Annotated in this window: 20 protein-coding genes and 1 pseudogene; 9 read left to right on the top strand and 12 right to left on the bottom strand. The window is 71.7% G+C overall.

Annotation, left to right across the window (positions count from 1 at the left end; genetic code table 11):
• Positions 1–82: 82 nt before the first annotated feature.
• The 3 genes from ABEA82_RS36645 to ABEA82_RS36635 form a co-directional block, all read right to left on the bottom strand.
• The gene (locus tag ABEA82_RS36645; RefSeq protein WP_345666087.1) at positions 83–325 is read right to left on the bottom strand and encodes a chaplin; all 243 of its coding nucleotides are present in this window, start codon (positions 323–325) and stop codon (positions 83–85) included.
• A gap of 163 nt (positions 326–488) precedes the next feature.
• Positions 489–1,130 carry a response regulator gene (locus ABEA82_RS36640; protein ID WP_345666086.1) on the bottom strand — a complete coding sequence of 214 codons (642 nt, stop codon included), beginning with the start codon at positions 1,128–1,130 and terminating at the stop codon, positions 489–491.
• A complete protein-coding gene (locus ABEA82_RS36635) occupies positions 1,123–2,268 on the bottom strand; it encodes a GAF domain-containing sensor histidine kinase (protein ID WP_345666085.1) in 1,146 nt (381 codons plus the stop codon). Before ABEA82_RS36635 ends, ABEA82_RS36640 begins: the two co-directional genes overlap by 8 nt.
• A gap of 236 nt (positions 2,269–2,504) precedes the next feature.
• Between ABEA82_RS36635 and ABEA82_RS36630 the strand changes: the two genes are divergently transcribed.
• The 3 genes from ABEA82_RS36630 (at position 2,505) to ABEA82_RS36620 (ending at position 5,325) form a co-directional block, all read left to right on the top strand.
• Positions 2,505–3,203, top strand: a complete 699-nt coding sequence (locus ABEA82_RS36630) for an SDR family NAD(P)-dependent oxidoreductase (protein ID WP_345666084.1) — start codon at positions 2,505–2,507, stop codon at positions 3,201–3,203.
• Positions 3,200–4,243: an S-adenosylmethionine:tRNA ribosyltransferase-isomerase gene (locus ABEA82_RS36625; protein WP_345666083.1), complete on the top strand. Its 1,044-nt coding sequence runs from the start codon at positions 3,200–3,202 to the stop codon at positions 4,241–4,243. The genes ABEA82_RS36630 and ABEA82_RS36625 overlap by 4 nt, the downstream gene beginning before the upstream one ends.
• Before the next feature lie 341 nt (positions 4,244–4,584).
• The gene (locus ABEA82_RS36620) at positions 4,585–5,325 is read left to right on the top strand and encodes a transglycosylase SLT domain-containing protein (protein WP_345666082.1); all 741 of its coding nucleotides are present in this window, start codon (positions 4,585–4,587) and stop codon (positions 5,323–5,325) included.
• Positions 5,326–5,458: 133 nt separating this feature from the next.
• Here the strand turns inward: ABEA82_RS36620 and ABEA82_RS36615 are convergent, their stop codons facing one another.
• Complete coding sequence (locus tag ABEA82_RS36615) at positions 5,459–8,002, bottom strand: ABC transporter ATP-binding protein/permease (RefSeq protein ID WP_345666081.1); 2,544 nt, start codon at positions 8,000–8,002, stop codon at positions 5,459–5,461.
• A 241-nt stretch (positions 8,003–8,243) separates the two neighbouring features.
• On the opposite strand from ABEA82_RS36615, the pseudogene ABEA82_RS36610 reads away from it, so the two are divergent.
• Both ABEA82_RS36610 and serB read left to right on the top strand, forming a co-directional pair.
• Positions 8,244–10,097: pseudogene (locus ABEA82_RS36610) on the top strand (streptophobe family protein); the annotation flags it as partial.
• A gap of 888 nt (positions 10,098–10,985) precedes the next feature.
• The gene (gene serB / locus ABEA82_RS36605) at positions 10,986–12,200 is read left to right on the top strand and encodes a phosphoserine phosphatase SerB (protein ID WP_345666080.1); all 1,215 of its coding nucleotides are present in this window, start codon (positions 10,986–10,988) and stop codon (positions 12,198–12,200) included.
• 109 nt (positions 12,201–12,309) lie between these two features.
• Here serB and ABEA82_RS36600 read toward each other — a convergent pair whose 3' ends face one another.
• The 4 genes from ABEA82_RS36600 to ABEA82_RS36585 all read right to left on the bottom strand — a co-directional run bounded on the left by ABEA82_RS36600 (position 12,310) and on the right by ABEA82_RS36585 (position 14,799).
• Positions 12,310–12,828 (bottom strand): SixA phosphatase family protein, encoded by a 519-nt coding sequence (locus ABEA82_RS36600; RefSeq protein ID WP_345666079.1) that lies wholly within the window; start codon positions 12,826–12,828, stop codon positions 12,310–12,312.
• 66 nt (positions 12,829–12,894) lie between these two features.
• Complete coding sequence (locus ABEA82_RS36595; RefSeq protein WP_345666078.1) at positions 12,895–13,101, bottom strand: hypothetical protein; 207 nt, start codon at positions 13,099–13,101, stop codon at positions 12,895–12,897.
• A gap of 185 nt (positions 13,102–13,286) precedes the next feature.
• Positions 13,287–13,403: an SGM_5486 family transporter-associated protein gene (locus ABEA82_RS36590; protein WP_097215821.1), complete on the bottom strand. Its 117-nt coding sequence runs from the start codon at positions 13,401–13,403 to the stop codon at positions 13,287–13,289.
• A 67-nt stretch (positions 13,404–13,470) separates the two neighbouring features.
• Positions 13,471–14,799 (bottom strand): CynX/NimT family MFS transporter, encoded by a 1,329-nt coding sequence (locus ABEA82_RS36585; protein WP_345666077.1) that lies wholly within the window; start codon positions 14,797–14,799, stop codon positions 13,471–13,473.
• Between the two features lie 80 nt (positions 14,800–14,879).
• Between ABEA82_RS36585 and ABEA82_RS36580 the strand changes: the two genes are divergently transcribed.
• Positions 14,880–15,572 (top strand): FadR/GntR family transcriptional regulator, encoded by a 693-nt coding sequence (locus tag ABEA82_RS36580; RefSeq protein WP_345666076.1) that lies wholly within the window; start codon positions 14,880–14,882, stop codon positions 15,570–15,572.
• Here ABEA82_RS36580 and ABEA82_RS36575 read toward each other — a convergent pair.
• The 3 genes from ABEA82_RS36575 to fabG all read right to left on the bottom strand — a co-directional run bounded on the left by ABEA82_RS36575 (position 15,550) and on the right by fabG (position 17,562).
• Positions 15,550–15,900, bottom strand: a complete 351-nt coding sequence (locus ABEA82_RS36575) for a hypothetical protein (RefSeq protein WP_345666075.1) — start codon at positions 15,898–15,900, stop codon at positions 15,550–15,552. The genes ABEA82_RS36580 and ABEA82_RS36575 overlap by 23 nt on opposite strands.
• Before the next feature lie 169 nt (positions 15,901–16,069).
• On the bottom strand, positions 16,070–16,837 hold the full coding sequence (gene fabI, locus ABEA82_RS36570) for an enoyl-ACP reductase FabI (RefSeq protein ID WP_345666074.1): 768 nt from the start codon (positions 16,835–16,837) through the stop codon (positions 16,070–16,072).
• A 5-nt stretch (positions 16,838–16,842) separates the two neighbouring features.
• Positions 16,843–17,562, bottom strand: coding sequence for a 3-oxoacyl-[acyl-carrier-protein] reductase (fabG, locus tag ABEA82_RS36565; RefSeq protein WP_345666073.1), 720 nt, complete (start codon positions 17,560–17,562; stop codon positions 16,843–16,845).
• 271 nt (positions 17,563–17,833) lie between these two features.
• Between fabG and ABEA82_RS36560 the strand changes: the two genes are divergently transcribed.
• The 3 genes from ABEA82_RS36560 to tyrS are packed head-to-tail and all read left to right on the top strand — an operon-like array spanning position 17,834 to position 22,073.
• Positions 17,834–19,357: a TldD/PmbA family protein gene (locus tag ABEA82_RS36560; protein ID WP_345666072.1), complete on the top strand. Its 1,524-nt coding sequence runs from the start codon at positions 17,834–17,836 to the stop codon at positions 19,355–19,357.
• Positions 19,354–20,748 (top strand): metallopeptidase TldD-related protein, encoded by a 1,395-nt coding sequence (locus ABEA82_RS36555; RefSeq protein ID WP_345666071.1) that lies wholly within the window; start codon positions 19,354–19,356, stop codon positions 20,746–20,748. The genes ABEA82_RS36560 and ABEA82_RS36555 overlap by 4 nt, the downstream gene beginning before the upstream one ends.
• Positions 20,749–20,804: 56 nt before the next feature.
• Positions 20,805–22,073 carry a tyrosine--tRNA ligase gene (gene tyrS, locus ABEA82_RS36550; protein WP_345666070.1) on the top strand — a complete coding sequence of 423 codons (1,269 nt, stop codon included), beginning with the start codon at positions 20,805–20,807 and terminating at the stop codon, positions 22,071–22,073.
• 80 nt (positions 22,074–22,153) lie between these two features.
• Here tyrS and ABEA82_RS36545 read toward each other — a convergent pair whose 3' ends face one another.
• Positions 22,154–22,429, bottom strand: a complete 276-nt coding sequence (locus ABEA82_RS36545) for a GlsB/YeaQ/YmgE family stress response membrane protein (protein WP_345666069.1) — start codon at positions 22,427–22,429, stop codon at positions 22,154–22,156.
• Positions 22,430–22,485: the final 56 nt, after the last annotated feature.

Below are 22,485 nucleotides of genomic sequence, written 5' to 3'. Positions count from 1 at the left end.
ACTGCCCGCAGGCTAAGCGGGGCGGCCTCCCAGGTGGGGCTGGGAGGCCGGGGCGCCTCCGGCTCGGAGGCGGAGGGGAGCGTCAGTGGTTGACGGCGAGGTTGCCGAACGCGGGGTTCAGGGCGCCGATGACGTTCACGCTGTTGCCGGACACGTTGACCGGGACGTGGACCGGGGCCTGGACGAGGTTGCCCGAGACGACGCCCGGGGAGCCCACGGCCTTGCCGTCGGCGTGCGCGCTGGTGGCGGAGGCCATGCCCGCGCCCGCGGCCAGCAGGCCACCGGTCACCATCGTCACGGCCGCGGCCTTCTTCAGGTTCTTCACTTCTGAGCCCTCCTTGCGATTGCCGCGGCAGGCGCCGCAGCACGCACTGGAGAACGGCGGAGATCCATCGAGGATGCGCCGTATGGGGGACATTCCCACGACGGTATGAATCTCTGCCTGGAAGGGAACCTTCCGTGCTGCCGTGGGATGCGCGGCGTGCCGGTCAGCCGGTCACGCCATGGCGGACGGCCCACAGTGCAGCCTGTGTCCGGTCGGACAGGTCGAGTTTCATCAGGATGTTCGAGACGTGCGTCTTGACGGTCTTCTCGGAGAGGACGAGCGCGCGGGCGATCTCCCGGTTGGACCGGCCGTCCGCTATCAGGCCGAGCACCTCGCGCTCCCGGTCGGTGAGCGAACCGGCTCTTGCCGGACCCGAGTTGGCCTCCTCCTGGGACAGCAGGGCGTCGGCGACCTCCGGTTGCAGGAGGATGTGCCCGGCGTGGACCGAGCGGATGGCTCCGGCGAGGGCGTCGGGGTCGACGTCCTTGTAGACGTATCCGGCGGCGCCGGCGCGCAGGGCGGGGACCACCGTGCGCTGCTCGGTGAAGCTGGTGACGACCAGTACACGGGCGGGGTTGTCCAGTTCGCGGAGTCGGCGCAGGGCGTCGACTCCGTCCATGCCCGGCATCTTGACGTCCATGAGGATGACGTCGGGCTTCAGCTCCTCGGCGCGGTCGACTCCTTCCGCGCCGTCCGCCGCCTCGCCCACGACCTGGATGTCGTCCTGTACCTCGAGGAAGGTGCGCAGCCCGCGGCGGACCACTTGATGGTCGTCGACGAGCAGCACCTTGATCGCCTCAGCCACCGGGGACCTCCATCTCGATCGTGGTGCCCTTGCCGGGCGCCGATTCCACGGTCAGCGTGCCGCCGGCCCCGCTCGTCCGGTCCCGCATGGAGACCAGGCCCAGGTGACGGCCCTCGCGGCGGACCGCGCTCGGGTCGAAGCCGCCGCCGTCGTCCGTGACGCGCAGGACTGCTCCGCCGCCGCGGCGGTCCAAAGTCACGTCGACGTGGTCGGCGCCGGAGTGGCGCAGGGCGTTGTGCAGGGCCTCCTGGGCGACGCGCAGGACGGCCTCCTCCTGGGAGGCGGGCAGGGCCTTCACACCGCGGCCGGCGAAGGTCACGCGGGCGGAGTGGGCGCGGTCGAGGACCTGGATCTGCGTCCGGAGGGTCGCCACGAGGCCGTCCTCGTCGAGGGCGGCGGGGCGCAACTCGACCACCGCCGCGCGCAGTTCGTCGGCTGCCTCGGCGGCCAGGGCCGCCACCTGCTGGAGTTCGCCCTTGGCGCGTGTCGGGTCCCGGTCCACCAGGCGGGCCGCCGCCTGGGCGGTCAGCCGCAGGGAGAAGAGCTTCTGGCTGACCGCGTCGTGCAGTTCGTGGGCCAGGCGGGAGCGCTCCTCGGCGATCGTGAGCTCACGGCTGCGCTCGTAGAGGCGGGCGTTGGTCAGCGCGATCGCGGCGTGCTGGGCGAGGATGCCGAGCAACTCCTCGTCGTCCGCGGTGAAGCCACAGCTGCCCTCGGGCTTCGGACAGTTCTTGTTCGCCAGGAACAGTGCGCCGATCACCTCGTCGCCGTCGCGGATCGGCAGCCCCAGGAAGTCGACCAGGTCGGGGTGGGCCTTCGGCCAGCCCTCGAAGCGGGGGTCCATGCGGACGTCGGCGAGGCGCTCGGACCTGGCCTCGTGCAGCATCGCGGCGAGGATGCCGTGCTGGCGCGGGAGGGGGCCGATGGCCTTCCACTGTTCCTCGCTGACCCCGTCGACCACGAACTGGGCGAAGCCGCCGTGGTCGTCCGGCACGCCGAGCGCGGCGTACTGCGCGTCGAGCAGCTCGCGGGCCGAGGCGACGATCGTCTTGAGGACGTCGCGCACCTCGAGATGCCTGCTCATGGCCAGCAACGCGGAACTCACCGCGGCGAGGCCGGACCGGGGACCGTGGCTCATGTCCTCACGGTACCGGCGGGCTGTGACAGCGCGGATCGGACCGGTGGCCGCGGGTGCCCGGTCCGGTGGGCCTAGGTCGCGGGGCCGAGGGGGCCGGGCGGTGCGGCGTAGGACCGGGGACGCCGGGCCCCTGACGTAGGGCGAAGGGACCCGGTGGGTTGCGGCCCGCGTCCGAGGCGGTCGGGACGGCCCCGTTCCTACGTTGTGGGCACGCGATCACGACGAGGGAGCTGATCATGCCGGTTGCGATCATCACCGGGGCCTCGAAGGGCCTGGGGCGGGCGCTCGCGCAGGCCCTGGCCGGGCGGGGCTGGGACCTGGTGCTCGACGCCAGGGGTGCGCGGGCCCTGGAGGAGGCGGCCGAGGCCGTCTCCGCGCACGGCACGCGCGTGACCGCCCTGGCCGGGGACGTCACGGACGCCGGGCACCGGGCGGAGCTGGTGGTGGCGGCGCGGCGGCTGGGCGGCGCCGACCTGCTGGTGCACAACGCGAGCGCGCTGGGCGCCGAGCCGCTGGTGCGGCTGGAGGAGCTGTCCCTGGAGGGGCTGCGGCGGGCGCTCGAGGTGAACCTGGTGGCGGGGCTGGGGCTGGTCCAGGCGGCGCTGCCGCTGCTGCGGGCTTCCCGGGCGGGCACGGTGGTCGCGGTCAGCTCGGACGCGGCGGCGGAGGCGTACGAGACCTGGGGCGGCTACGGGGCGTCCAAGGCGGCGCTGGACCATCTGATGGCGGTGCTCGCCGTGGAGGAGCCGGGGTTGCGGGTCTGGGCGGTGGATCCGGGGGACATGGCCACGGACCTCTACGCGGCGGCCGTACCGGACGACGACGATCCGCGGCCGGAGCCGGCCGTGGTGGTGCCGGGGTTCCTGCGGCTGCTGGACGAGCGGCCGGCCAGCGGACGGTACGGGGCTGCGGCCCTGGCGGACGGGGCGCGATGACGCCGGCCGTGCGGGTTCCGGAGGAATTGTCGGCCCGGGTGCCGGTCGAGCAGCGGGGGCCCGGGCTGGACCGGGACGCCGTACGGATGCTGGTGTCGCGGGGTGCCGAGGTGGCACATCACACGTTCACCGAGCTGCCGCGGCTGTTGCGTGCCGGGGATCTCCTCGTGGTCAACACCTCGGCCACGCTGGCGGCGGCCGTGGACGGATGGTCCGGGCACGCGCGCGTGGTGGTGCATTTCTCCACGCGCGGGGACGACGGCCGCTGGGCCGTGGAGCTGCGGGAACCCGACGGACGGGGCACCACGCGCCCGCGTGCGGGTGGGCCCGCGGGTACGGAGGTGTGCCTGCCGGGGGGTGTACGGCTGGTGCTGGAGGAGCCGCTGAGCGGGCGGAGTGAGCGGCTGTGGTGGGCGCGGGTCGCCGGGCCCGGTGTGGTGGGGCTGCTGCGGGAGCACGGGCGGCCGATTCGCTACGCCTACACGGAGCGGGACCAGCCGTTGTCCGCCTACCAGACGATCTTCGCGCTGCCGTCCGCGGACGGGGCGGGCAGTGCGGAGATGCCGAGTGCGGCGCGGCCCTTCACCGGCCGGGTGGTGGCGGAGCTGTTGAGCAGGGGGGTGTGGTTCGCGCCGGTGACGCTGCACACGGGGGTGGCTTCGACGGAGGCGCACGAGCCGCCGTATCCGGAGTGTTTCGCGGTGCCGGAGGCCTCGGCGCGGCTGATCAACGCGGCGAAGGCCGGTGGCGGCCGGGTCGTGGCGGTCGGGACGACGGCGGTGCGGGCCGTGGAGTCGGCGGCGGGTGCCGACGGGGTCGTACGGCCGCGCGCGGGGTGGACCGGCCTGGTGGTGACGCCGGAGCGCGGGGTGCGTGTGGTGGACGGGCTGCTGACCGGGCTGCACGAGCCGGAGGCCTCGCATCTGCTGATGCTGGAGGCGGTCGCGGGGCGGGTGGCGGTCGAGCGGGGTTACGAGGCGGCGTTGCAAGGCCGCTACCTCTGGCACGAGTTCGGGGACGTGCACCTCGTACTGCGGTGAAGAGCCCTCACACAGAGCATCGCTTGTGCAACCGGCAGTGAGAGGGAACTCCGCCCGGTGTGAGCCCTCGCATAGGACCCACGTCACGTACGAAGGGACGTAGGAGACAAACTCGACCTTTTGAGCGGCGCGGATGGTCCAGTCTGCCCTGATTTGCCCCTCCCTGATCCACTATCTCCTTTCGTACGTCACACCTTTGCCACGCTTTTTTGCGGCCGCTAAGAATGGCTGCCGTCGCTCAGCGCCGTGGTTCACCTCCGCGGCGTTCGTGTCGGAAACACACCGAGTCCAACGCCGGACGCCGAGCGACTCCCGCGCTATTCGAAGAGGTCCGAACCACCATGCCCAAGAACATCTTCAGCCGTGTTCAGAGTCGTAGCCTGACCCGTCACCACAAGATCGCCATGGCGGGTGTCGCCACCCTCGGCGCCGCCGCCATCGGGTTCTCCGCGGTGCCGAGCGGTGCCTCGACGAAGACCACGACCGAGGCCGCTCAGCCGGCTGCGGTGGCGTTCAGCACCGAGCAGATCAAGGACGTCAAGGCCAGCGTCACCGACCAGATGGCCGGTGCCAGCCTGAAGGCGGAGCAGATCGCGGCCAAGAAGAAGGCCGACGCCGCTGCCGCCGCCAAGAAGAAGGCCGCGGCCGAGGCCGCGAAGAAGAAGGCCGAGGCCGAGCGCCAGGCCAAGGAGGCCGCGAGCCGCGCCGCCAAGCGCGCCGAGGCCAAGAAGGCCGCCAAGAAGGCCGTCAAGAAGACCTACGCGAACAACCTCGACGGCTGGATCCGCGAGTCGCTCGACATCCTGAAGAAGCACGACATCCCGGCGTCCTACGACGGCATCCACCGCAACATCATGCGAGAGTCCTCGGGTAACCCGAAGGCGATCAACGACTGGGACATCAACGCCATCAACGGCATCCCGTCGAAGGGTCTGCTCCAGGTCATCCCGCCGACCTTCAAGACCTGGCACGTCCCCGGCACCTCCTGGGACATCTACGACCCGGTCGCCAACATCACCGCCGCCTGCAACTACGCGGCCGACAAGTACGGCTCGATGGACAACGTCGACAGCGCGTACTGAGGTGGCGCGGACCTCTGCTCGCTGAACGTGAGAACGCCGAAGGGCGGCACCCCCTGACGGGGTGCCGCCCTTCGGGCCACGTCGAGCAGTGACCGCGGCGCGTGACTACGTGCGCGTCACTACGTGCGCATGACTACTTGCGCATGACCTCCGGCTCGTGGCGGCGCAGGAAGCGCGCCACGAAGAAGCCGCAGATCACGCCGAGGACGAGCAGCGCGCCCATGTCCATGGCCCAGGCGCCGACCGTGTGCTCCCAGAGCGGGTCGTTGTCGCCGGCCGTCTCGGGCGGGCTGATCTTGTTGAAGTCCAGCGTGGCGCCGGACGCGGCGACCGCCCAGCGCGACGGCATCAGGAACGAGAACTGGTTGACGCCGATCGAGCCGTGCAGCGTGAACAGGCAGCCGGTGAAGACGACCTGGATGATCGCGAACATCACCAGCAGCGGCATGGTCTTCTCGGCGGTCTTGACCAGCGACGAGATGATCAGGCCGAACATCATCGACGTGAAGCCCAGCGCCATGATCGGCACGGACAGCTCCAGCAGCGTGGCGCTGCCGAAGACCAGGCCCTCCTCGGGGATCTCCCGGCTGGAGAAGCCGATGACACCGACCAGCAGGCCCTGCAGCACGGTGATCATGCCGAGCACGAACACCTTCGACATCAGGTACGCCGACCGGGACAAGCCGGTCGCGCGCTCCCGCTCGTAGATGACCCGTTCCTTGATCAGCTCGCGGACCGAGTTCGCCGCTCCCGCGAAGCAGGCGCCGACCGCGAGGATCAGCAGCACCGTGGTGGCCGTGCCGTTCGGGATGATGCGGCCGGTCTGCGGGTTGGCCGGGTTGGGCAGCAGGCCCCTGTCCGCGTCGATGAGCAGGCTCACCGCGCCGAGCACGGCCGGCAGGATCACCATCAGGGCCAGGAAGCCCTTGTCGGACGCGATCACCGAGACGTAGCGCCGCACCAGTGTGACGAACTGCGACATCCAGCCCTGCGGCTTCGGCGGCTTCATCGCCTGCATCGGCGGAACCTGTACGGACTGCGGCGCGACGGCGTCGATGTCCGCGGCGTACATCTGGTAGTGCTGCGAGCCCTTCCAGCGGCCCGCCCAGTCGTAGTCGCGGTAGTTCTCGAAGGCGGAGAAGACGTCGGCCCAGGTGTCGTAGCCGAAGAAGTTCAGCGCCTCCTCCGGCGGGCCGAAGTAGGCGACCGCACCGCCCGGGGCCATCACCAGGAGCTTGTCGCAGATCGCCAGCTCGGCCACGGAGTGGGTGACGACGAGGACCGTACGGCCGTCGTCGGCGAGTCCGCGCAGCAGCTGCATGACGTCGCGGTCCATGCCCGGGTCGAGACCCGAGGTGGGCTCGTCCAGGAAGATCAGCGACGGCTTGGTGAGCAGCTCCAGGGCCACGGAGACGCGCTTGCGCTGGCCACCGGAGAGGGAGGTGACCTTCTTCTCCTTGTGGATGTCCAGCTTCAGCTCACGCAGCACCTCGTCGATCCGGGCGTCGCGCTCGGCGGCCGTGGTGTCGGCAGGGAAGCGCAGCTTGGCCGCGTACTTGAGGGCCTTCTTGACGGTCAGTTCCTTGTGCAGGATGTCGTCCTGCGGGACCAGGCCGATGCGCTGGCGCAGCTCGGCGAACTGCTTGTAGAGGTTGCGGTTGTCGTAGAGGACCTCGCCCTGGTCGGCCGGGCGGTAGCCGGTGAGCGCCTTGAGCAGCGTCGACTTGCCGGAGCCGGACGGGCCGATGACCGCGATCAGCGACTTCTCCGGGACGCCGAAGGAGACGTCCTTGAGGATCTGCTTGCCGCCGTCGACCGTGACGGTCAGGTGGCGGGCGGAGAAGGACACCTCACCGGTGTCGACGAACTCCTCGAGCCGGTCGCCGACGATCCGGAACGTGGAGTGGCCGACGCCGACGACGTCGGTCGGGCCGAGCAGTTGCGTGCCGCCCTTGGCGATGGGCTGGCCGTTGACGTACGTGCCGTTGTGGGAGCCGAGGTCGCGGATCTCCATGCGGCCGTCGGGCGTGGCGTGGAACTCGGCGTGGTGCCGGGAGACCTGGAGGTCGGAGACGACCAGTTCGTTCTCCAGGGCACGGCCGATGCGCATCACGCGGCCGAGGGAGAACTGGTGGAACGTGGTCGGGCTGCGGTCGCCGTGGACCGGCGGCGCCCCCGCGGCACCGCCGGGGCCCTGCTGCTGCGGGATGGGTGCCGCCTGCTGCTGGGGCTGCTGCCATCCGGCCTGGGCCTGCTGCTGCGGCTGCTGGTAGGGGGCCTGTTGCGGCGGCTGCTGGGCGGGGGCCTGCTGCGCCCAGCCGGCGTTCGCGCCCTGCGCGGCGTACGGCTGCTGGGGCTGGGCCTGCGGCGTGCCGACGGAAGCCGCGGCGCCGGAGAGGTTCAGGCGCGGTCCGTCGGTGGCGTTGCCCAGGTTCACCGCCGAGCCCGGGCCGAGCTCCATCTGATGGATCCGCTGCCCCTGCACGAACGTGCCGTTGGTGCTGCCGTGGTCCTCGATGACCCAACTGCGGCCGTTGAAGCTGACTGTGGCGTGACGCCAGGAGACCCTGGCGTCGTCGAAGACGACGTCCCCCTGCGGATCACGTCCGAGGGTGTATGCCCTGGACGGATCGAGCGTCCAGGTACGTCCGTTTGATTCCAGTACGAGTTCCGGCACTCCATGCCCCACTGAGTTGTCCCCCGAGTTACCCCCGACATGGGGAGTCTAGGGATGTCGAACATCGGGGGGAACTATTTCAGGAGCGGCCCTCTGACCGAAAGTCGGGCCTTGCGAAGACCGCGTTCGGACGCGTCAGCCGTTTCCGTTGACGGGGTTGAAAACGGCCCGGAGAGTGGTATTTCGACGCGAGGGGGACATGCGCGGTGTTCCCGCCGCGTAGCGGATCGGGGGGTCTGCCATGGGTGCTGCCACAGGTGTCGAGAGGGCGAGCGACGGCACACACGTGCCGTGGGGGGACGTGTTGCTGACCGCCGTCGCCGCCGTGAGCTGGGCGTTGATCGGAATGGCGGGTACGGCGGCGCTGGGACTGCATCTACTGGAAGCCGACGCGGCGGGCTCGTTGGGGCCGATGACCGCGGCGGTGGTGGCGCTGGGGGCGGGTGGGTCGGTCACGCCGTCCGGTGACGTGTCGGTGTTCGGCCTGTCGGGCGCGCAGGCGGATACCGCCATCGAGATCACGCCACTGGGGGTGAGCCTGGTCGGAGCGGTGCTGCTGGCGTACTTCTTCCTGCGGTCCCTGCGTGCGGCGGGAGTTGTGATCTCGCCGGCCGAACTCCTCGCGCGTGCGGGCGCGGTGGTGGCGCTGTTCGTGGCGATGCTGGGCGGGCTGGCGTGGGCGGGGCACGACGTCATCACGATCGACGGTGGCTCGCTGGGGCTGGACGACCTGACCGGGGGCGGCGGGGGCGGTGGTGTGGAGATCCCCGGGCTCGGGGACGTCGGGGACATCGGCGGGCTGCTGCCGGACCGGCTCGGCGACCTGGTCGACGCGCGGGCGGCGGTCGGCTTCACGGTCGACACCGCGCCCACGCTGCTCGGCGGCCTCGTCTGGTCGGCCGGGATCCTTCTCGTCGCCCTGCTGGCCTCGCGCCGCACACCGCTGCCGCCTGGCTGGGAGGCCGTGCACCGGGTCGTGCGGCCCGCCGTGTCCGCGGTGGTGACCGTGCTGCTGGTGGCGGTTGCGGCGGGGTTCGCGGCCGCGGGGTACGCGGCGATCGGCGACGGCCATCCCCGGCGCATCGCGGGCGCGGCGCTGCTCGGGGCGCCGAACGGGGTCTGGCTGGGCGTGCCCATCGGCCTGTTCGTGCCGTGGGACGGCCGGGCAACGGGTGAGCTGACCCGTTTCCTGCCGGACCCGCTGGACGATTTGCTCGCCGTCGGCACCGACCAGCCGGTGACGCTGGGGCGGCTGGCCGAGCTGGACGGGCGGGTGTGGCTGCTGGGGGTGGCGGCGGCGCTGATGATGCTGCTCGCGGGGGTGCTGGTGGGCGTGCGGACGCCGGTGGTGGCGGTGGCCGGGCGGGGATCCGACCCTCTCGGTTTCGCGGGCCGGTGTGCGCTGCGGCTGGGTGTCGTGACCGCGGTCGCCCTGCCGTTGCCGGCCTGGCTGACGGACGTGTCCGTGACGGCCTCCCTGTCCGTGCTCGGCTTCGACGCCTTCGGCGCGGGCATCGAGCTGCACGGGCACCTCGGCACGGCGCTGCTGCTCGGTGCGGTGTGGGGCGCGGGGGCGGGAGCCGCGGGGGCGCTGCTGGCCTGGGCGTGCGGGGCGGCGGGGCGGTCGGCTGCGGCGTTGGCCCGGGCGGACGGGGCGACCGGGGCCGGTGGGGCAGGGGGCCGGGCGGGCGATGTGACCGGGGGCGGTCGGGCGGAGGGCCGGGTGGACGGGGCGACCGGGGCCGGTGGGACAGGGAGCCAGGCAGACGGGGTGACCGGCGCCGGTGGGACAAGGGGCAGGGCCGGCACCGGGTGGACCGGCGAGGCCAGGAGCGTCGGTCAGGCGGAGCCGGGGGGCGCCGGTGCACGGCAGGACGGCTACGAGGCCGGTACCGGACGGCCCCAGGCCTGGGGCGAGTCGGGCGCCGCGAGGACGTCGTACGGCGAGGAGGCCGGGCCGTACGCCCCGGGCACGCCGTACCGGCCTCCGAACCCGGCCACCAACCCGTACCTCCGGGTGCCCGAAGAGCTGCGCGGGCCGGAGGACGGGCGGCCTGCTGAGGCCCGGTGGCGGGGAGGGAGCCCGAACGAGCCGCGCGGACCGGCAGGCGCACGACCCGCTGAGGACCGATGGCGGGGAACGAGGGTGGACCAGCCGCGCGGACCGGAGAACACGCCGCCCGCTGAGGGCCGACTGCGGGGAGACAGCCCGGACGCGCAGCCCGGACCCGCAGACACGCAGCACGCTGAGCAGCGATGGCAGGGAAGGAGTCCAGACGAGACACGCGGACCGACAGACGCGCAGCCCGCTGAGGACCGATGGCGAGGAACGAGCCCGGACCAGCCGCGCGGACCGGAGAACACGCCGCCCCCTGAGAGGCGACGGCAGGGAGACAGCCCGGACGCGCAGCCCGGACCCGCAGACACGCAGCACGCTGAGCAGCGATGGCAGGGAAGGAGCCCGGACGAGACGCGCGGACCGGCAGGCGCACGACCCGCTGAGGACCGATGGCGAGGAACGAGCCCGGACCAGCCGCGCGGGCCGGAAGACGCGCAGCCCGCCGGGGAAGTGGGTGATGGCGGGCGGCGGCCAGGGGAAGCGACGGGCGAGACACCGTCGGGGCGTGAGTCCAGTGGTGCCGGAGACGGCGACGTCTACGGCGCGCCCACCGTGGCGCGGCCGGTCGGGCCGCCCCCGCGAGGGCCCCGGCAGCCGCCCGGGCCGAGGGGCGGCAGCCGGCCACCGGGCTGGCCGGACGGGCCGCCGCCTCCGCCGCCCCCACCACCGCCACCGCCACCGCCACCGCGGAAACCTCGTGGCGGGAGGTGATCCCCGGGGGGGGTGCGGTCGTGGGCCCCGTGCATCGGGGCGCGCGACCGGATACGTAAGGTTCACGCCATCGCCGCGACACCCACTGTTCGCTGTCCGCAAGGCGGACCTCAGGGGCGCTCCGACCTGCCCGCCGGATACGGTGGAACCACCATGAGCGCTTCGCAGACCTCGTCCTCCGACGTCCCCACCCTCCTTGTCAAGATCTTCGGCAAGGACCGGCCGGGCATCACGGCCGGCCTCTTCGACACCCTCGCCGCCTACTCCGTCGACGTCGTCGACATCGAGCAGGTCGTCACCCGAGGCCGCATGGTGCTCTGCGCGCTCGTGACCGAGCCGCCCTCGGGGCTCGAGGGCGATCTGCGGGCGACCGTGCACAGCTGGGCCGAGTCGATGAAGATGCAGGCGGAGATCATCTCCGGCCTCGGCGACAACCGGCCGCGCGGGTCGGGCCGCTCCCTGGTCACCGTGCTGGGGCATCCGCTCACGGCGGAGGCGACGGCCGCGATCGCCGCGCGGATCACGAAGACCGGCGGCAACATCGACCGTATCTTCCGGCTCGCCAAGTATCCCGTGACGGCGGTCGAGTTCGCCGTGTCCGGCGTGGAGACCGAGCCGCTGCGCACCGCCCTGGCGACCGACGCGGCGAAGCTCGGCATCGACGTGGCGGTCGTCGCCGCCGGTCTGCACCGGCGCGCGCAGCGCCTGGTCGTCATGGACGTCGACTCGACGCTGATCCAGGACGAGGTCATCGAGCTGTTCGCGGCGCACGCCGGCTGTGAGGACAAGGTGGCCGAGGTGACGGCGGCCGCCATGCGCGGGGAGCTGGACTTCGAGCAGTCCCTGCACGCGCGGGTGGCGCTGCTGGAGGGGCTCGACGCCTCGGTCGTGGACAAGGTGCGCAGCGAGGTGCGGCTGACGCCGGGAGCTCGCACCCTGATCCGTACGCTGAAGCGGCTCGGCTACCAAGTCGGTGTGGTCTCGGGCGGTTTCACCCAGGTCACGGATGATCTGAAGGAGCGGCTGGGGCTGGACTTCGCCCACGCCAACACGCTGGAGATCGTCGACGGCAGGCTGACGGGCAAGGTCACCGGCGAGATCGTCGACCGCGCGGGCAAGGCGCGGTTGCTGCGCCGGTTCGCCGCCGAGGCGGGCGTGCCGCTGTCGCAGACGGTGGCGATCGGTGACGGTGCGAACGACCTGGACATGCTGAACGCGGCCGGTCTCGGTGTCGCTTTCAACGCCAAGCCGGTGGTCCGCGAGGCCGCGCACACCGCGGTGAACTTCCCCTTCCTGGACACGGTCCTGTACCTGCTGGGCGTCACCCGGGAAGAGGTCGAGACGGCGGACACCCTCGACGCGGTCTGAACGCCGTCTGAACCCGCCGACGCGGTCCCGACCGGCGGGCTGACGCGGTCCGAACCGGCCGGGAGGGCCCGGTACCCGTGCGTGCCGGGCCCCTGTCAGACTCCGAGGATCACTCGGTCGGTGCCCAGTAGTCCCGCAGCGTGGCCACACCCGGCTCCACGCTCTTCCACGAGCCGGAGAAGGACAGCACGGCGAAGGCGGCGGCCGGGAATCCGCGGCGGTCCATCCGCTCACGGGCGTCGTCCTCGGCCGAGCCCGCGAGGATGTCGGCGAGGCCCTGGATGCCCGGGTTGTGGCCGATCAGGAGGACGTTCTGGGCGTCGTCCGGGGTCTCGTTGAGCACGGCGATCAGTTCGCCCGGCGAGGCCTCGTAGATCCGCTCCTCGTAGACGGTTTTCGGCCGATGCGGGAACTCCTGGACTGCGAGCTTCCAGGTCTCCCGGGTCCGGACCGCGGTGGAGCACAGGGCCAGGTCGAAGGGGACGCCGGTGTCGGCGAGCCTCCGTCCGGCCTCCGCCGCGTCCTTTCGGCCCCGGTCAGCGAGGGGACGCTCGTGGTCGGTCACCTGTGGCCAGTCGGCTTTCGCATGGCGGAAGAGGACAATCCTGCGGGGTTCTGCGACGCTCATGAGATCCAGCTTCGCATGAAACACGCCATGTGGCGCAGGGAGTTGACCACCGGTCTTTCGCCGTGCTCAGCGGGATATCAGCTGCTGCACACGCTCGACGAGGTGGGTGATCGCGGGGTCACCGGTGGCCGCGTGGGCGTCGGACGGGTTCAGGATCAGGGCGAGCAGTGCGGCGAAGGCGAGCGTGGGAAGGGCGAGGGCCCACCAGGGAAGCCGGCTGTCGGCGCCGGCCCGGGTGGCCGGGTGGAGCCTGGGGTGCGTAGGGGCCGGCATGGGTGCCTCCGCTCTTCGAGTGGTGGTGGCCCGCGTCTCGCGGTCACACATCGAAGCTACGGAACCGGCGGCCGCCAACCCATCCGGTGCTCCACCCACTTGACCCTGACCCTCACCCCCTAGGGGACAGGGGGGCTAGCCCCACCACGGGCCGCGTGCGGGCCGGGCGGCCGGACGAGCGGCGGTCATGGTGAGGCGATGGTCGCGATCACGGCGATGACGATGAAGATCGCGAAGAAGGCGCCGAAGACGAGCAGCATCTTCTTCTGACCGTGCTGGGGATTCGGGTCGAGCACTGGCATGGGGCAAGTCTCGCACCCGCCACCCGCACCGGCCGCCCCGGGGTGAGTTCGACGCCCGGGGACGGGCTCAGCGCCCCGCCTCGGCCTCCACCGTCCGGTCCCGGCCCGCCAGGAAGCCGACGACCATCTGCGGGATCATCAGGGCGCTCATCAGCGCGATCGGCAGACCCCAGCCACCGCTGTGCTGGTACAGGACACCCACCAGGAGCGGCCCCGGGATGGAGATCAGGTAGCCGGTGCTCTGCGCGAACGCCGACAGCTGGGCCACGCCCGGCCCGGTCCTGGCCCGCATCCCGACCATGGTGAGGGCGAGCGGGAAGGCGCAGTTGGCGACGCCGAGCAGCAGGGCCCAGGCCCAGGCGCCGGCGGCCGGTGCGAGGTACAGACCGGCGTAGCCGGCGAGGCCGCAGACGCCCAGGGCGAGCACGATCGGGCCCTGGTGCGGCAGGCGCGTGGCCAGGCGCGGTATGACGAACGCCAGCGGGATGCCCATCGCCATGGTGACCGCCAGCAGCAGCCCCGCGGTGCCCGCGGGCACACCGGCGTCCCGGAAGATCTGCGCCATCCAGCCCATGGTGATGTAGGCGGCGGTGGCCTGGAGCCCGAAGAACACGGCCAGTGCCCAGGCGGTACGGCTCCGGGTGATCCGCAGCCGCGGCGCCTCCTCGCGCGCGGGGTCCGCCGAAGCGGAGGCCTGCCTCTCCTCGCGCTCGGGCTCCGCCCCGGGGGCCGACACGCGTCCGCGTACGAACGGCAGCCACGGCAGGATCGCGGCCACGGCGAGACCCGCCCACAGGGCCAGGCCGGCCTGCCAGCTTCCGCCCAGCGCGTCGGTCAGCGGCACCGTGACCGCGGCCGCGAGGGACGTACCGAGGGCCAGCGCCATGGAGTACAGGCCGGTCATGGACCCGACGCGGTCGGGGAACCAGTGCTTGACGATGACCGGCATCAGGACGTTGCTGACCGCGATGCCCATGAGGGCCAGGGCGCTGGCGGCCAGGAAGCCGGCCGTGCCGCCGGCGTACGGCCGGATGAGCAGGCCGGTGGCGATGGCGACCATGCCGGCGCACACCACGGCGCCGGGGCCGAAGCGGCGGGCGAGCCGGGGGGCCATGACGCCGAAGAGGGCGAAGCACAGCGGGGGGACGGAGGTGAGCAGCCCGGCCGCGCTGCCGCTCATGCCGAGCCCGTCGCGGACCTCCTCCAGGAGCGCTCCGAGGCTGGTGATGGCGGGGCGGAGATTCAGCGCGGACAGCACGATGCCGAGGACGAGCAGTCGCTTCGGCCACGCGTGCGTGGACGGGCCGCCGCGTTTCCCGGCGTCGTGCGCGGCCGAGCTGCGTACGGTCGGGGGCGTCATCGTCCGGATTTCCTCGCTAGCCATGAGACCCATCATAGAATCATGGGATGATTGACTGTCCAATCCCGTCCGAACCCCGGACGCCCGCGGGCGTTCCGGTCGTGCGAAGGTGAGTCATGCCCCTGAGCCATCCCCGACGCTCCGCGCTGTCCGAGCAGGTCATCGCCGCACTGCGGGCGCAGATCACCTCGGGCGAGTGGCCGATCGGCTCCCGCATCCCGACCGAGCCCGAACTGGTCGAGCAGCTTGGTGTGGCCCGCAACACGGTCCGCGAGGCGGTCCGCGCGCTCGCGCACAACGGCCTGCTCCACATCCGGCAGGGTTCCGGCACGTACGTCGTGGCCACCAGTGAGCTGGCCGGTGTGATGCAGCGGCGGTTCGCCGGCGCCGACCCCCGGCACATCGCCGAGCTGCGCTCCACGCTGGAGTCCGCCGCCGCCAGACTGGCCGCCGAGCGGCGCACGGAGAAGGACCTCAAGCAGCTCGACGCGCTGCTGCTGCGGCGTGAGCAGACCTGGGAGTCGGGGGACGCGGAGGCGTTCGTGGCCGCGGACGCGACCTTCCACCTGGCCGTGGTGTCCGCCTCCCACAACGACGTCATGACGGCCATGTACGCGGACCTGGGTGAGGTGCTGCGGGACTGGCTGCGCGAGGACGTAGGCGAGGAGCTGACGCCGGAGACGTACATGGAGCACGCGGGGCTGCTCGACGCGATCCGCGCGGGGGACGCGGCGCGGGCGGCGACGGAGGCCGCCCGCTACCCGTTCCTGTGCCGGCTGGCCGGGGTCAGCTCCCCCGCTGGTGACTGATCCACGCCTCGTCGACCTCTTTCCAGCAGCGTCCCGTCAGCCGCACGGTGAGTGCGGGCCAGGCCTCCACCGGGGAGCTGTCGGTGTCGATGTCCCACCAGCGGGCGCACTCGACGTGCAGGCTCACGCGGTCGACCACGGGGTACGGGTTGTGGCAGTAGGCGGTCACCCGGGAGCCGGTGACGCGGACCCGGCACGCGGCGCCGAAGGGCTCCGCCGCCGTCTGCTTGCCGGCGGGCACGCGCGCGTGGGGCACCGCCTCGTACGCGAGGGTGATCACGAGAGCGACGGCGAGGGACAGCGAGGCCGTTCGGCGGGACAAGCGCACAAGGGGACCTCCTCGGCCGTGCTGGGGAGGGGATCGCGTGGTGAAGGCGTAATCCAGAGTGACCCGTCGTGAGCCTCCGCGCCCCGCCGGATGGGCCGAACGAGTGACGCCCCGTTCCCCGCGCGCTGCGGGGAACGGGGCGTCGGCGTCGCGTCGACGCGGGCGGAGATCAGGCGCCGATGGCGTGCAGACCGCCGTCCACGTGGATGATCTCGCCGGTGGTCTTCGGGAACCAGTCGCTCAGCAGGGCGACGACGCCGCGCCCGGCCGGCTCGGGGTCCTTCAGGTCCCACTCCAGCGGGGAGCGGCTGTCCCACACGGAGGCCAGCTCGCCGAAGCCCGGGATGGACTTGGCGGCCATGGAGCCGAGCGGACCGGCCGAGACCAGGTTGCAGCGGATGTTCTGCTTGCCGAGGTCACGGGCCATGTAGCGGCTGGTGGCCTCCAAAGCGGCCTTGGCCGGGCCCATCCAGTCGTACTGCGGCCAGGCGAACTGCGCGTCGAAGGTCAGACCGACGACGGAGCCGCCGTTCTGCATCAGGGGCAGGCAGGCCATGGTGAGCGACTTCAGCGAGTACGCCGAGACGTGCATGGCGGTGGCGACCGACTCGAACGGCGTGTTGAGGAAGTTGCCGCCGAGGGCGTCCTGCGGGGCGAAGCCGATGGAGTGGACGACGCCGTCCAGGCCGCCGAGCTCCTCGCCGACGATGTCGGCCAGGCGCCCGAGGTGCTCGTCGTTGGTGACGTCGAGCTCGATGACCTTGGTGGGCTTCGGCAGCTTCTTGGCGATGCGCTCGGTCAGCGTGGGCCGCGGGTAGGCGGTCAGGATGACCTCGGCGCCCTGCTCCTGGGCCAGCTTGGCGGCGTGGAAGGCGATGGACGCCTCGGTCAGCACACCGGTGATCAGGATGCGCTTGCCTTCGAGAATTCCGCTCATGGTGATCAGTGACCCATTCCCAGTCCGCCGTCAACGGGGATGACGGCTCCAGTGATGTACGAGGCGTCGTCCGAGGCGAGGAACCGCACCGTCGCGGCGATCTCCTCCGGCTGGGCGTACCGGCCGAGCGGGACCTGCTTCACGATGTTCTCGCGCTGCTCGTCGGTGAGCGCCTTGGTCATGTCGGTGTCGACGAAGCCGGGCGCGACGACGTTGAAGGTGAGGTTGCGCGAGCCCAGCTCACGGGCGAGGGAGCGCGCGAAGCCGACCAGGGCGGCCTTGGAGGCGGCGTAGTTGGCCTGGCCGGGGCCGCCGTAGAGGCCGACGACCGAGGAGATCAGGACGACGCGGCCCTTCTTGGCGCGCAGCATGCCGCGGTTGGCGCGCTTGACGACGCGGAAGGTGCCGGTGAGGTTGGTGTCGACGACCGAGGTGAAGTCCTCCTCGGACATGCGCATCAGGAGCTGGTCCTTGGTGATGCCGGCGTTGGCGATCAGGACCTCGACGGGGCCGTGGGCCTCCTCGATCTCCTTGTAGGCCTGCTCCACCTGCTCGCCGTCGGTGATGTCGCACTTGACGGCCAGGCAGCCCAGTTCCGTCAGGGCGGCCGGCGGCTCACCCGAGCGGTACGTGATGGCGACCTTGTCGCCGGCATCGGCGAAAGCGCGGGCGATGGCGAGGCCGATGCCCCGGTTGCCTCCGGTGACGAGAACCGAGCGGCTCAACGGATCACCCTTTCGATAGCGGTCTGATACCCCGCCCGGGCGCCTGGACGACAGGCGGCGATGACAGGCGGCTTCCTCGAAAACCTATCGGTCCGGGCACGCCCGCGGACAATCGGGCACCGACAGTGGCGTACGGGACTCACTGTCGGGTCCCTACAGAAACCCGCGCGCCCGGGTCCGGAAACTCATGGCCCGTACGCGGGATGGACGACATGATCGGAGCAGTCAGGAATCACGGCAACCACGGTCACCTCGACAGAAAGAGACGGCGGTGCCTCATACCATCGACGAGGCCTTCACGGCCCTCCCCCTACGCGCCCTCGCCGACGCGGCCCTCGCACGCGCGCGTGCGCTCGGTGCCGAGCACGCGGACTTCCGGTTCGAGCGGATCCGTAACGCCTCCTGGCGCTTCCGGGACGCCAAGCCCGCCGGGTCGTCGGACACCACCGACCTCGGGTACGCGGTGCGCGTGGTGCACGGCGGTACGTGGGGCTTCGCGTCCGGTGTCGACCTCAGTCTGGACGCCGCCGCCAGGGTCGCCGGGCAGGCGGTGGCGATGGCGAAGCTGTCCGCCCAGGTGATCAAGGCGGCCGGGTCGGACGAGCGGGTGGAGCTGGCCGACGAGCCCGTGCACGCCGAGCGGACGTGGATCTCGTCGTACGAGATCGACCCGTTCACCGTGCCCGACGAGGAGAAGGCCGGACTGATCGCGGAGTGGAGCGCGCGGCTGCTGGCGGCCGACGGGGTCGACCATGTCGACGCCTCGCTGCTCACCGTCCACGAGAACAAGTTCTACGCCGACACCGCCGGGACCGTGACCACGCAGCAGCGGGTGCGGCTGCACCCGGTGCTCAACGCCGTGTCGGTGGACGAGTCGAGCGGCGAGTTCGACTCGATGCGCACGCTCGCGCCGCCCGTGGGGCGCGGCTGGGAGTACCTGCGGGGCACCGGCTGGGACTGGGAGAGCGAGCTCGAGCGGATCCCGGAGCTGCTCGCGGAGAAGATGCGCGCGCCGAGCGTCGAGGCGGGCCTGTACGACCTGGTCGTCGACCCGTCCAACCTGTGGCTGACCATCCACGAGTCCATCGGGCACGCCACCGAGCTCGACCGGGCACTCGGTTACGAGGCCGCCTACGCCGGCACCTCCTTCGCCACGTTCGACCAGCTGGGCAGGTTGCGGTACGGCTCGGAGCTGATGAACGTCACCGGCGACCGCACCGCCGAGCACGGGCTCGCCACCGTCGGCTTCGACGACGAGGGCGTCGAGGGCCAGTCCTGGGACCTGGTGAAGGACGGCAGGCTCGTCGGCTACCAGCTGGACCGGCGGATCGCGAAGCTGACCGGGTTCGAGCGGTCCAACGGCTGCGCCTACGCCGACTCCCCCGGGCACGTGCCGGTGCAGCGCATGGCCAACGTGTCCCTGCGGCCGGACCCGGCCGGGATGTCGACCGAGGATCTGATCGGGGGCGTGGAGCGGGGCATCTACGTCGTCGGCGACCGGTCCTGGTCGATCGACATGCAGAGGTACAACTTCCAGTTCACGGGGCAGCGCTTCTACCGCATCGAGAACGGGCGGCTCGCCGGGCAGCTGCGGGACGTGGCCTACCAGGCGACGACGACCGACTTCTGGGGCTCCATGGCCGCCGTGGGCGGGCCGCAGACCTACGTCCTGGGCGGCGCCTTCAACTGCGGCAAGGCCCAGCCGGGGCAGGTCGCGGCCGTGTCGCACGGCTGCCCGTCGGCCCTGTTCAAGGGCGTCAACATTCTGAACACGACCCAGGAGGCCGGTCGATGAGCCCCCGTACCAGCAAGCCGCACGAGGTCGTCGAGCGCGCCCTCGAACTGTCCCGGGCGGACGGGTGTGTCGTCATCGCCGACGAGCAGTCCACGGCCAACCTGCGCTGGGCGGGCAACGCGCTGACCACGAACGGTGTCACGCGCGGGCGCACCCTCACCGTCGTCGCCACGGTCGACGGCAAGGAGGGCACCGCCTCGGGCGTGGTGTCGCGGTCGGCCGTGACCGCCGACGAGCTGGAGCCCCTGGTGCGGGCCGCCGAGGCCGCCGCGCGCGGCGCCGGACCCGCCGAGGACGCGCAGCCGCTGGTCACCGGCGTCGCGCAGACACCGGAGTTCACGGAGGCGCCCGCCGAGACGTCCTCCGCGGTGTTCGCCGAGTTCGCCCCGGCGCTCGGCGAGGCCTTCGCACGCGCGCGTGCGGGCGGCCGGGAGCTGTACGGCTTCGCCAACCACGAGCTGGTGTCGACGTACATGGGCACCTCCACGGGGCTGCGGCTGCGGCACGACCAGCCGAACGGGACGCTGGAGCTGAACGCCAAGTCGCCGGACCGCACCCGGTCCGCCTGGGCCGGGCGGTCCACACGGGACTTCAAGGACGTCGACCCGGCCGCCATGGACGCGGAGCTGGCCGTGCGGCTCGGGTGGGCCGAGCGGCGCGTGGAGCTGCCCGCGGGCCGGTACGAGACGCTGCTGCCGCCGACGGCCGTGGCGGACCTGCTGATCTACCAGATGTGGTCCGCGTCGGGCCGGGACGCGGTCGAGGGCCGCACGGTGTTCTCCAAGCCGGGCGGTGGCACACGGATCGGCGAGAAGCTGACCGATCTGCCGCTGACCCTGCGCAGCGACCCGAACGAGCCCGGTCTGGAGTCGGCGCCCTTCGTGATCGCGCACTCCTCCGGGGGCGACCAGTCGGTCTTCGACAACGGGCTGCCGCTGACGTCCACCGAGTGGATGCGCGAGGGCGAGCTGCGGCACCTGACGACCAGTCGGCACAGTGCGGGCCTGACCGGCCTGTCGGTGGCGCCGGGCATCGACAACCTGATGCTCGACGGGGGCCGGGACCGCTCCCTGGACGAGATGGTCGCGAGCACCGAGCGCGGGTTGCTGCTGACCTGCCTGTGGTACATCCGCGAGGTCGATCCGGCGACGCTGCTGCTGACGGGCCTGACCCGGGACGGTGTCTACCTCGTGGAGAACGGTGAGGTGACCGCCGAGGTGAACAACTTCCGGTTCAACGAGTCGCCGGTCGGTCTGCTGGGCCGGGCCACGGAGGCGGGGCGGACCGAGAAGACGCTGCCCAGGGAGTGGGGCGACTGGTTCACCAGGGCGGCCATGCCCGCGCTGCGGGTCCCGGATTTCAATATGAGCTCTGTCAGTCAGGGCGTATAACCTCGTAGTCGGCTGTCACCCGACTGCCCGAAGATCATCAAGGAGACACGAGAACCGTGACGGACATCGTCGACGAGCTGAAGTGGCGCGGGCTGTTCGCCCTGTCCACTGACGAGGACGCTTTGCGCAAGGCGCTCGCGGACGGTCCCGTCACGTTCTATTGCGGCTTCGACCCGACGGCACCGTCGTTGCACGTGGGGCACCTGGTGCAGGTGCTCACCGTGCGCCGGCTCCAGCAGGCCGGCCACCGGCCGCTGGCCCTGGTCGGCGGTGCCACGGGCCTGATCGGCGATCCGCGTCCGACCGCCGAGCGCACGCTGAACGACCCGGAGACGGTCACCGGCTGGGTCGCCAAGCTGCGCGCCCAGATCGAGCCGTTCCTGGACTTCGAGGGCGAGAACGCGGCCGTCATGGTCAACAACCTCGACTGGACGGCGAACCTCTCCGCGATCGAGTTCCTGCGGGACATCGGCAAGCACTTCCGCGTCAACAAGATGCTGACGAAGGACTCCGTGGCCCGGCGCCTGGAGTCCTCCGAGGGCATCAGCTACACGGAGTTCAGCTACCAGCTGCTCCAGGGCATGGACTTCCTCCAGCTGTACCGGAGGTACGGCTGCACGCTCCAGCAGGGCGGCAGCGACCAGTGGGGCAACCTCACGGCGGGCCTCGACCTGATCCACCGGCTGGAGCCGGACGCCACGGTGCACGCCATGGCGACGCCGCTGATGACCAAGGCGGACGGCACCAAGTTCGGCAAGACCGAGGGCGGCGCCGTCTGGCTCGACCCGGAGATGACGACGCCGTACGCGTTCTACCAGTTCTGGCTGAACGTGGACGACCGGGACATCTCGAAGTACATGCGCATCCTGTCCTTCCGGTCCCGGGAGGAGCTGGAGGAGCTGGAGCGGCAGACCGAGGAGCGCCCGCAGGCGCGTGCCGCGCAGCGGGCGCTGGCCGAGGAGCTGACGACGCTGGTGCACGGCGCCGACCAGACGGCCGCCGTGATCGCCGCGTCCAAGGCCCTGTTCGGGCAGGGCGAGCTGGCGGAGCTCGACGAGAAGACGCTGGCCGCGGCCCTGTCGGAGGTGCCGCACATCCAGGTGGCCGAGCTCGGTCCGGTCGTCGACCTGTTCGCCGAGGTCGGCCTGGTGGCCAGCAAGTCGGCCGCGCGCCGCACGGTCAAGGAGGGCGGCGCCTACGTGAACAACGTCAAGGTCGCCGGCGAGGACGCCGTCCCCGCCGAGGAGGACCTGCTGCACGGCCGCTGGCTGGTGCTGCGCCGGGGCAAGAAGAACCTGGCGGCGGCCGAGGTCACGGGCGGCTGAGAGCACGAGGAAGGGGGCGGTCTCCGGTGCCGGAGGCCGCCCCCTTCGCCGTGCGCCCCGTCATGTCGCCGTGCACCTTGTCATGCCCTGTGTCTGCTTCCCTGGGACGCCGTCCAGGCCCGGTCGCCGAGCCCGACCAGGATGATCGCCATCACCAGCTGGAAGACGTGCCGCCACCAGTCGATACCCGCCGTGGCGTCGACACCGGCCGCACGGGCGATGGCGTTGCCGGCGATGCCGCCGATCACGCCCAGGATGACGGTCAGCCACAGGGGGATGTGTTGCTTGCCCGGAATGATCGCCTTGGCGATCAGACCGAGTACCAGTCCCACGATGATCGCCCAGAACCAGCCCATCGCTGCCTCCTCGCACGGCTCGACGTGAGCACTACGCCCAGTGTCGGCCGAGGCGC

Source organism: Streptomyces venetus (assembly GCF_039540295.1).
GTDB lineage: Bacteria > Actinomycetota > Actinomycetes > Streptomycetales > Streptomycetaceae > Streptomyces > Streptomyces venetus.
This window is presented reverse-complemented; position numbering and strand designations above follow the sequence as displayed.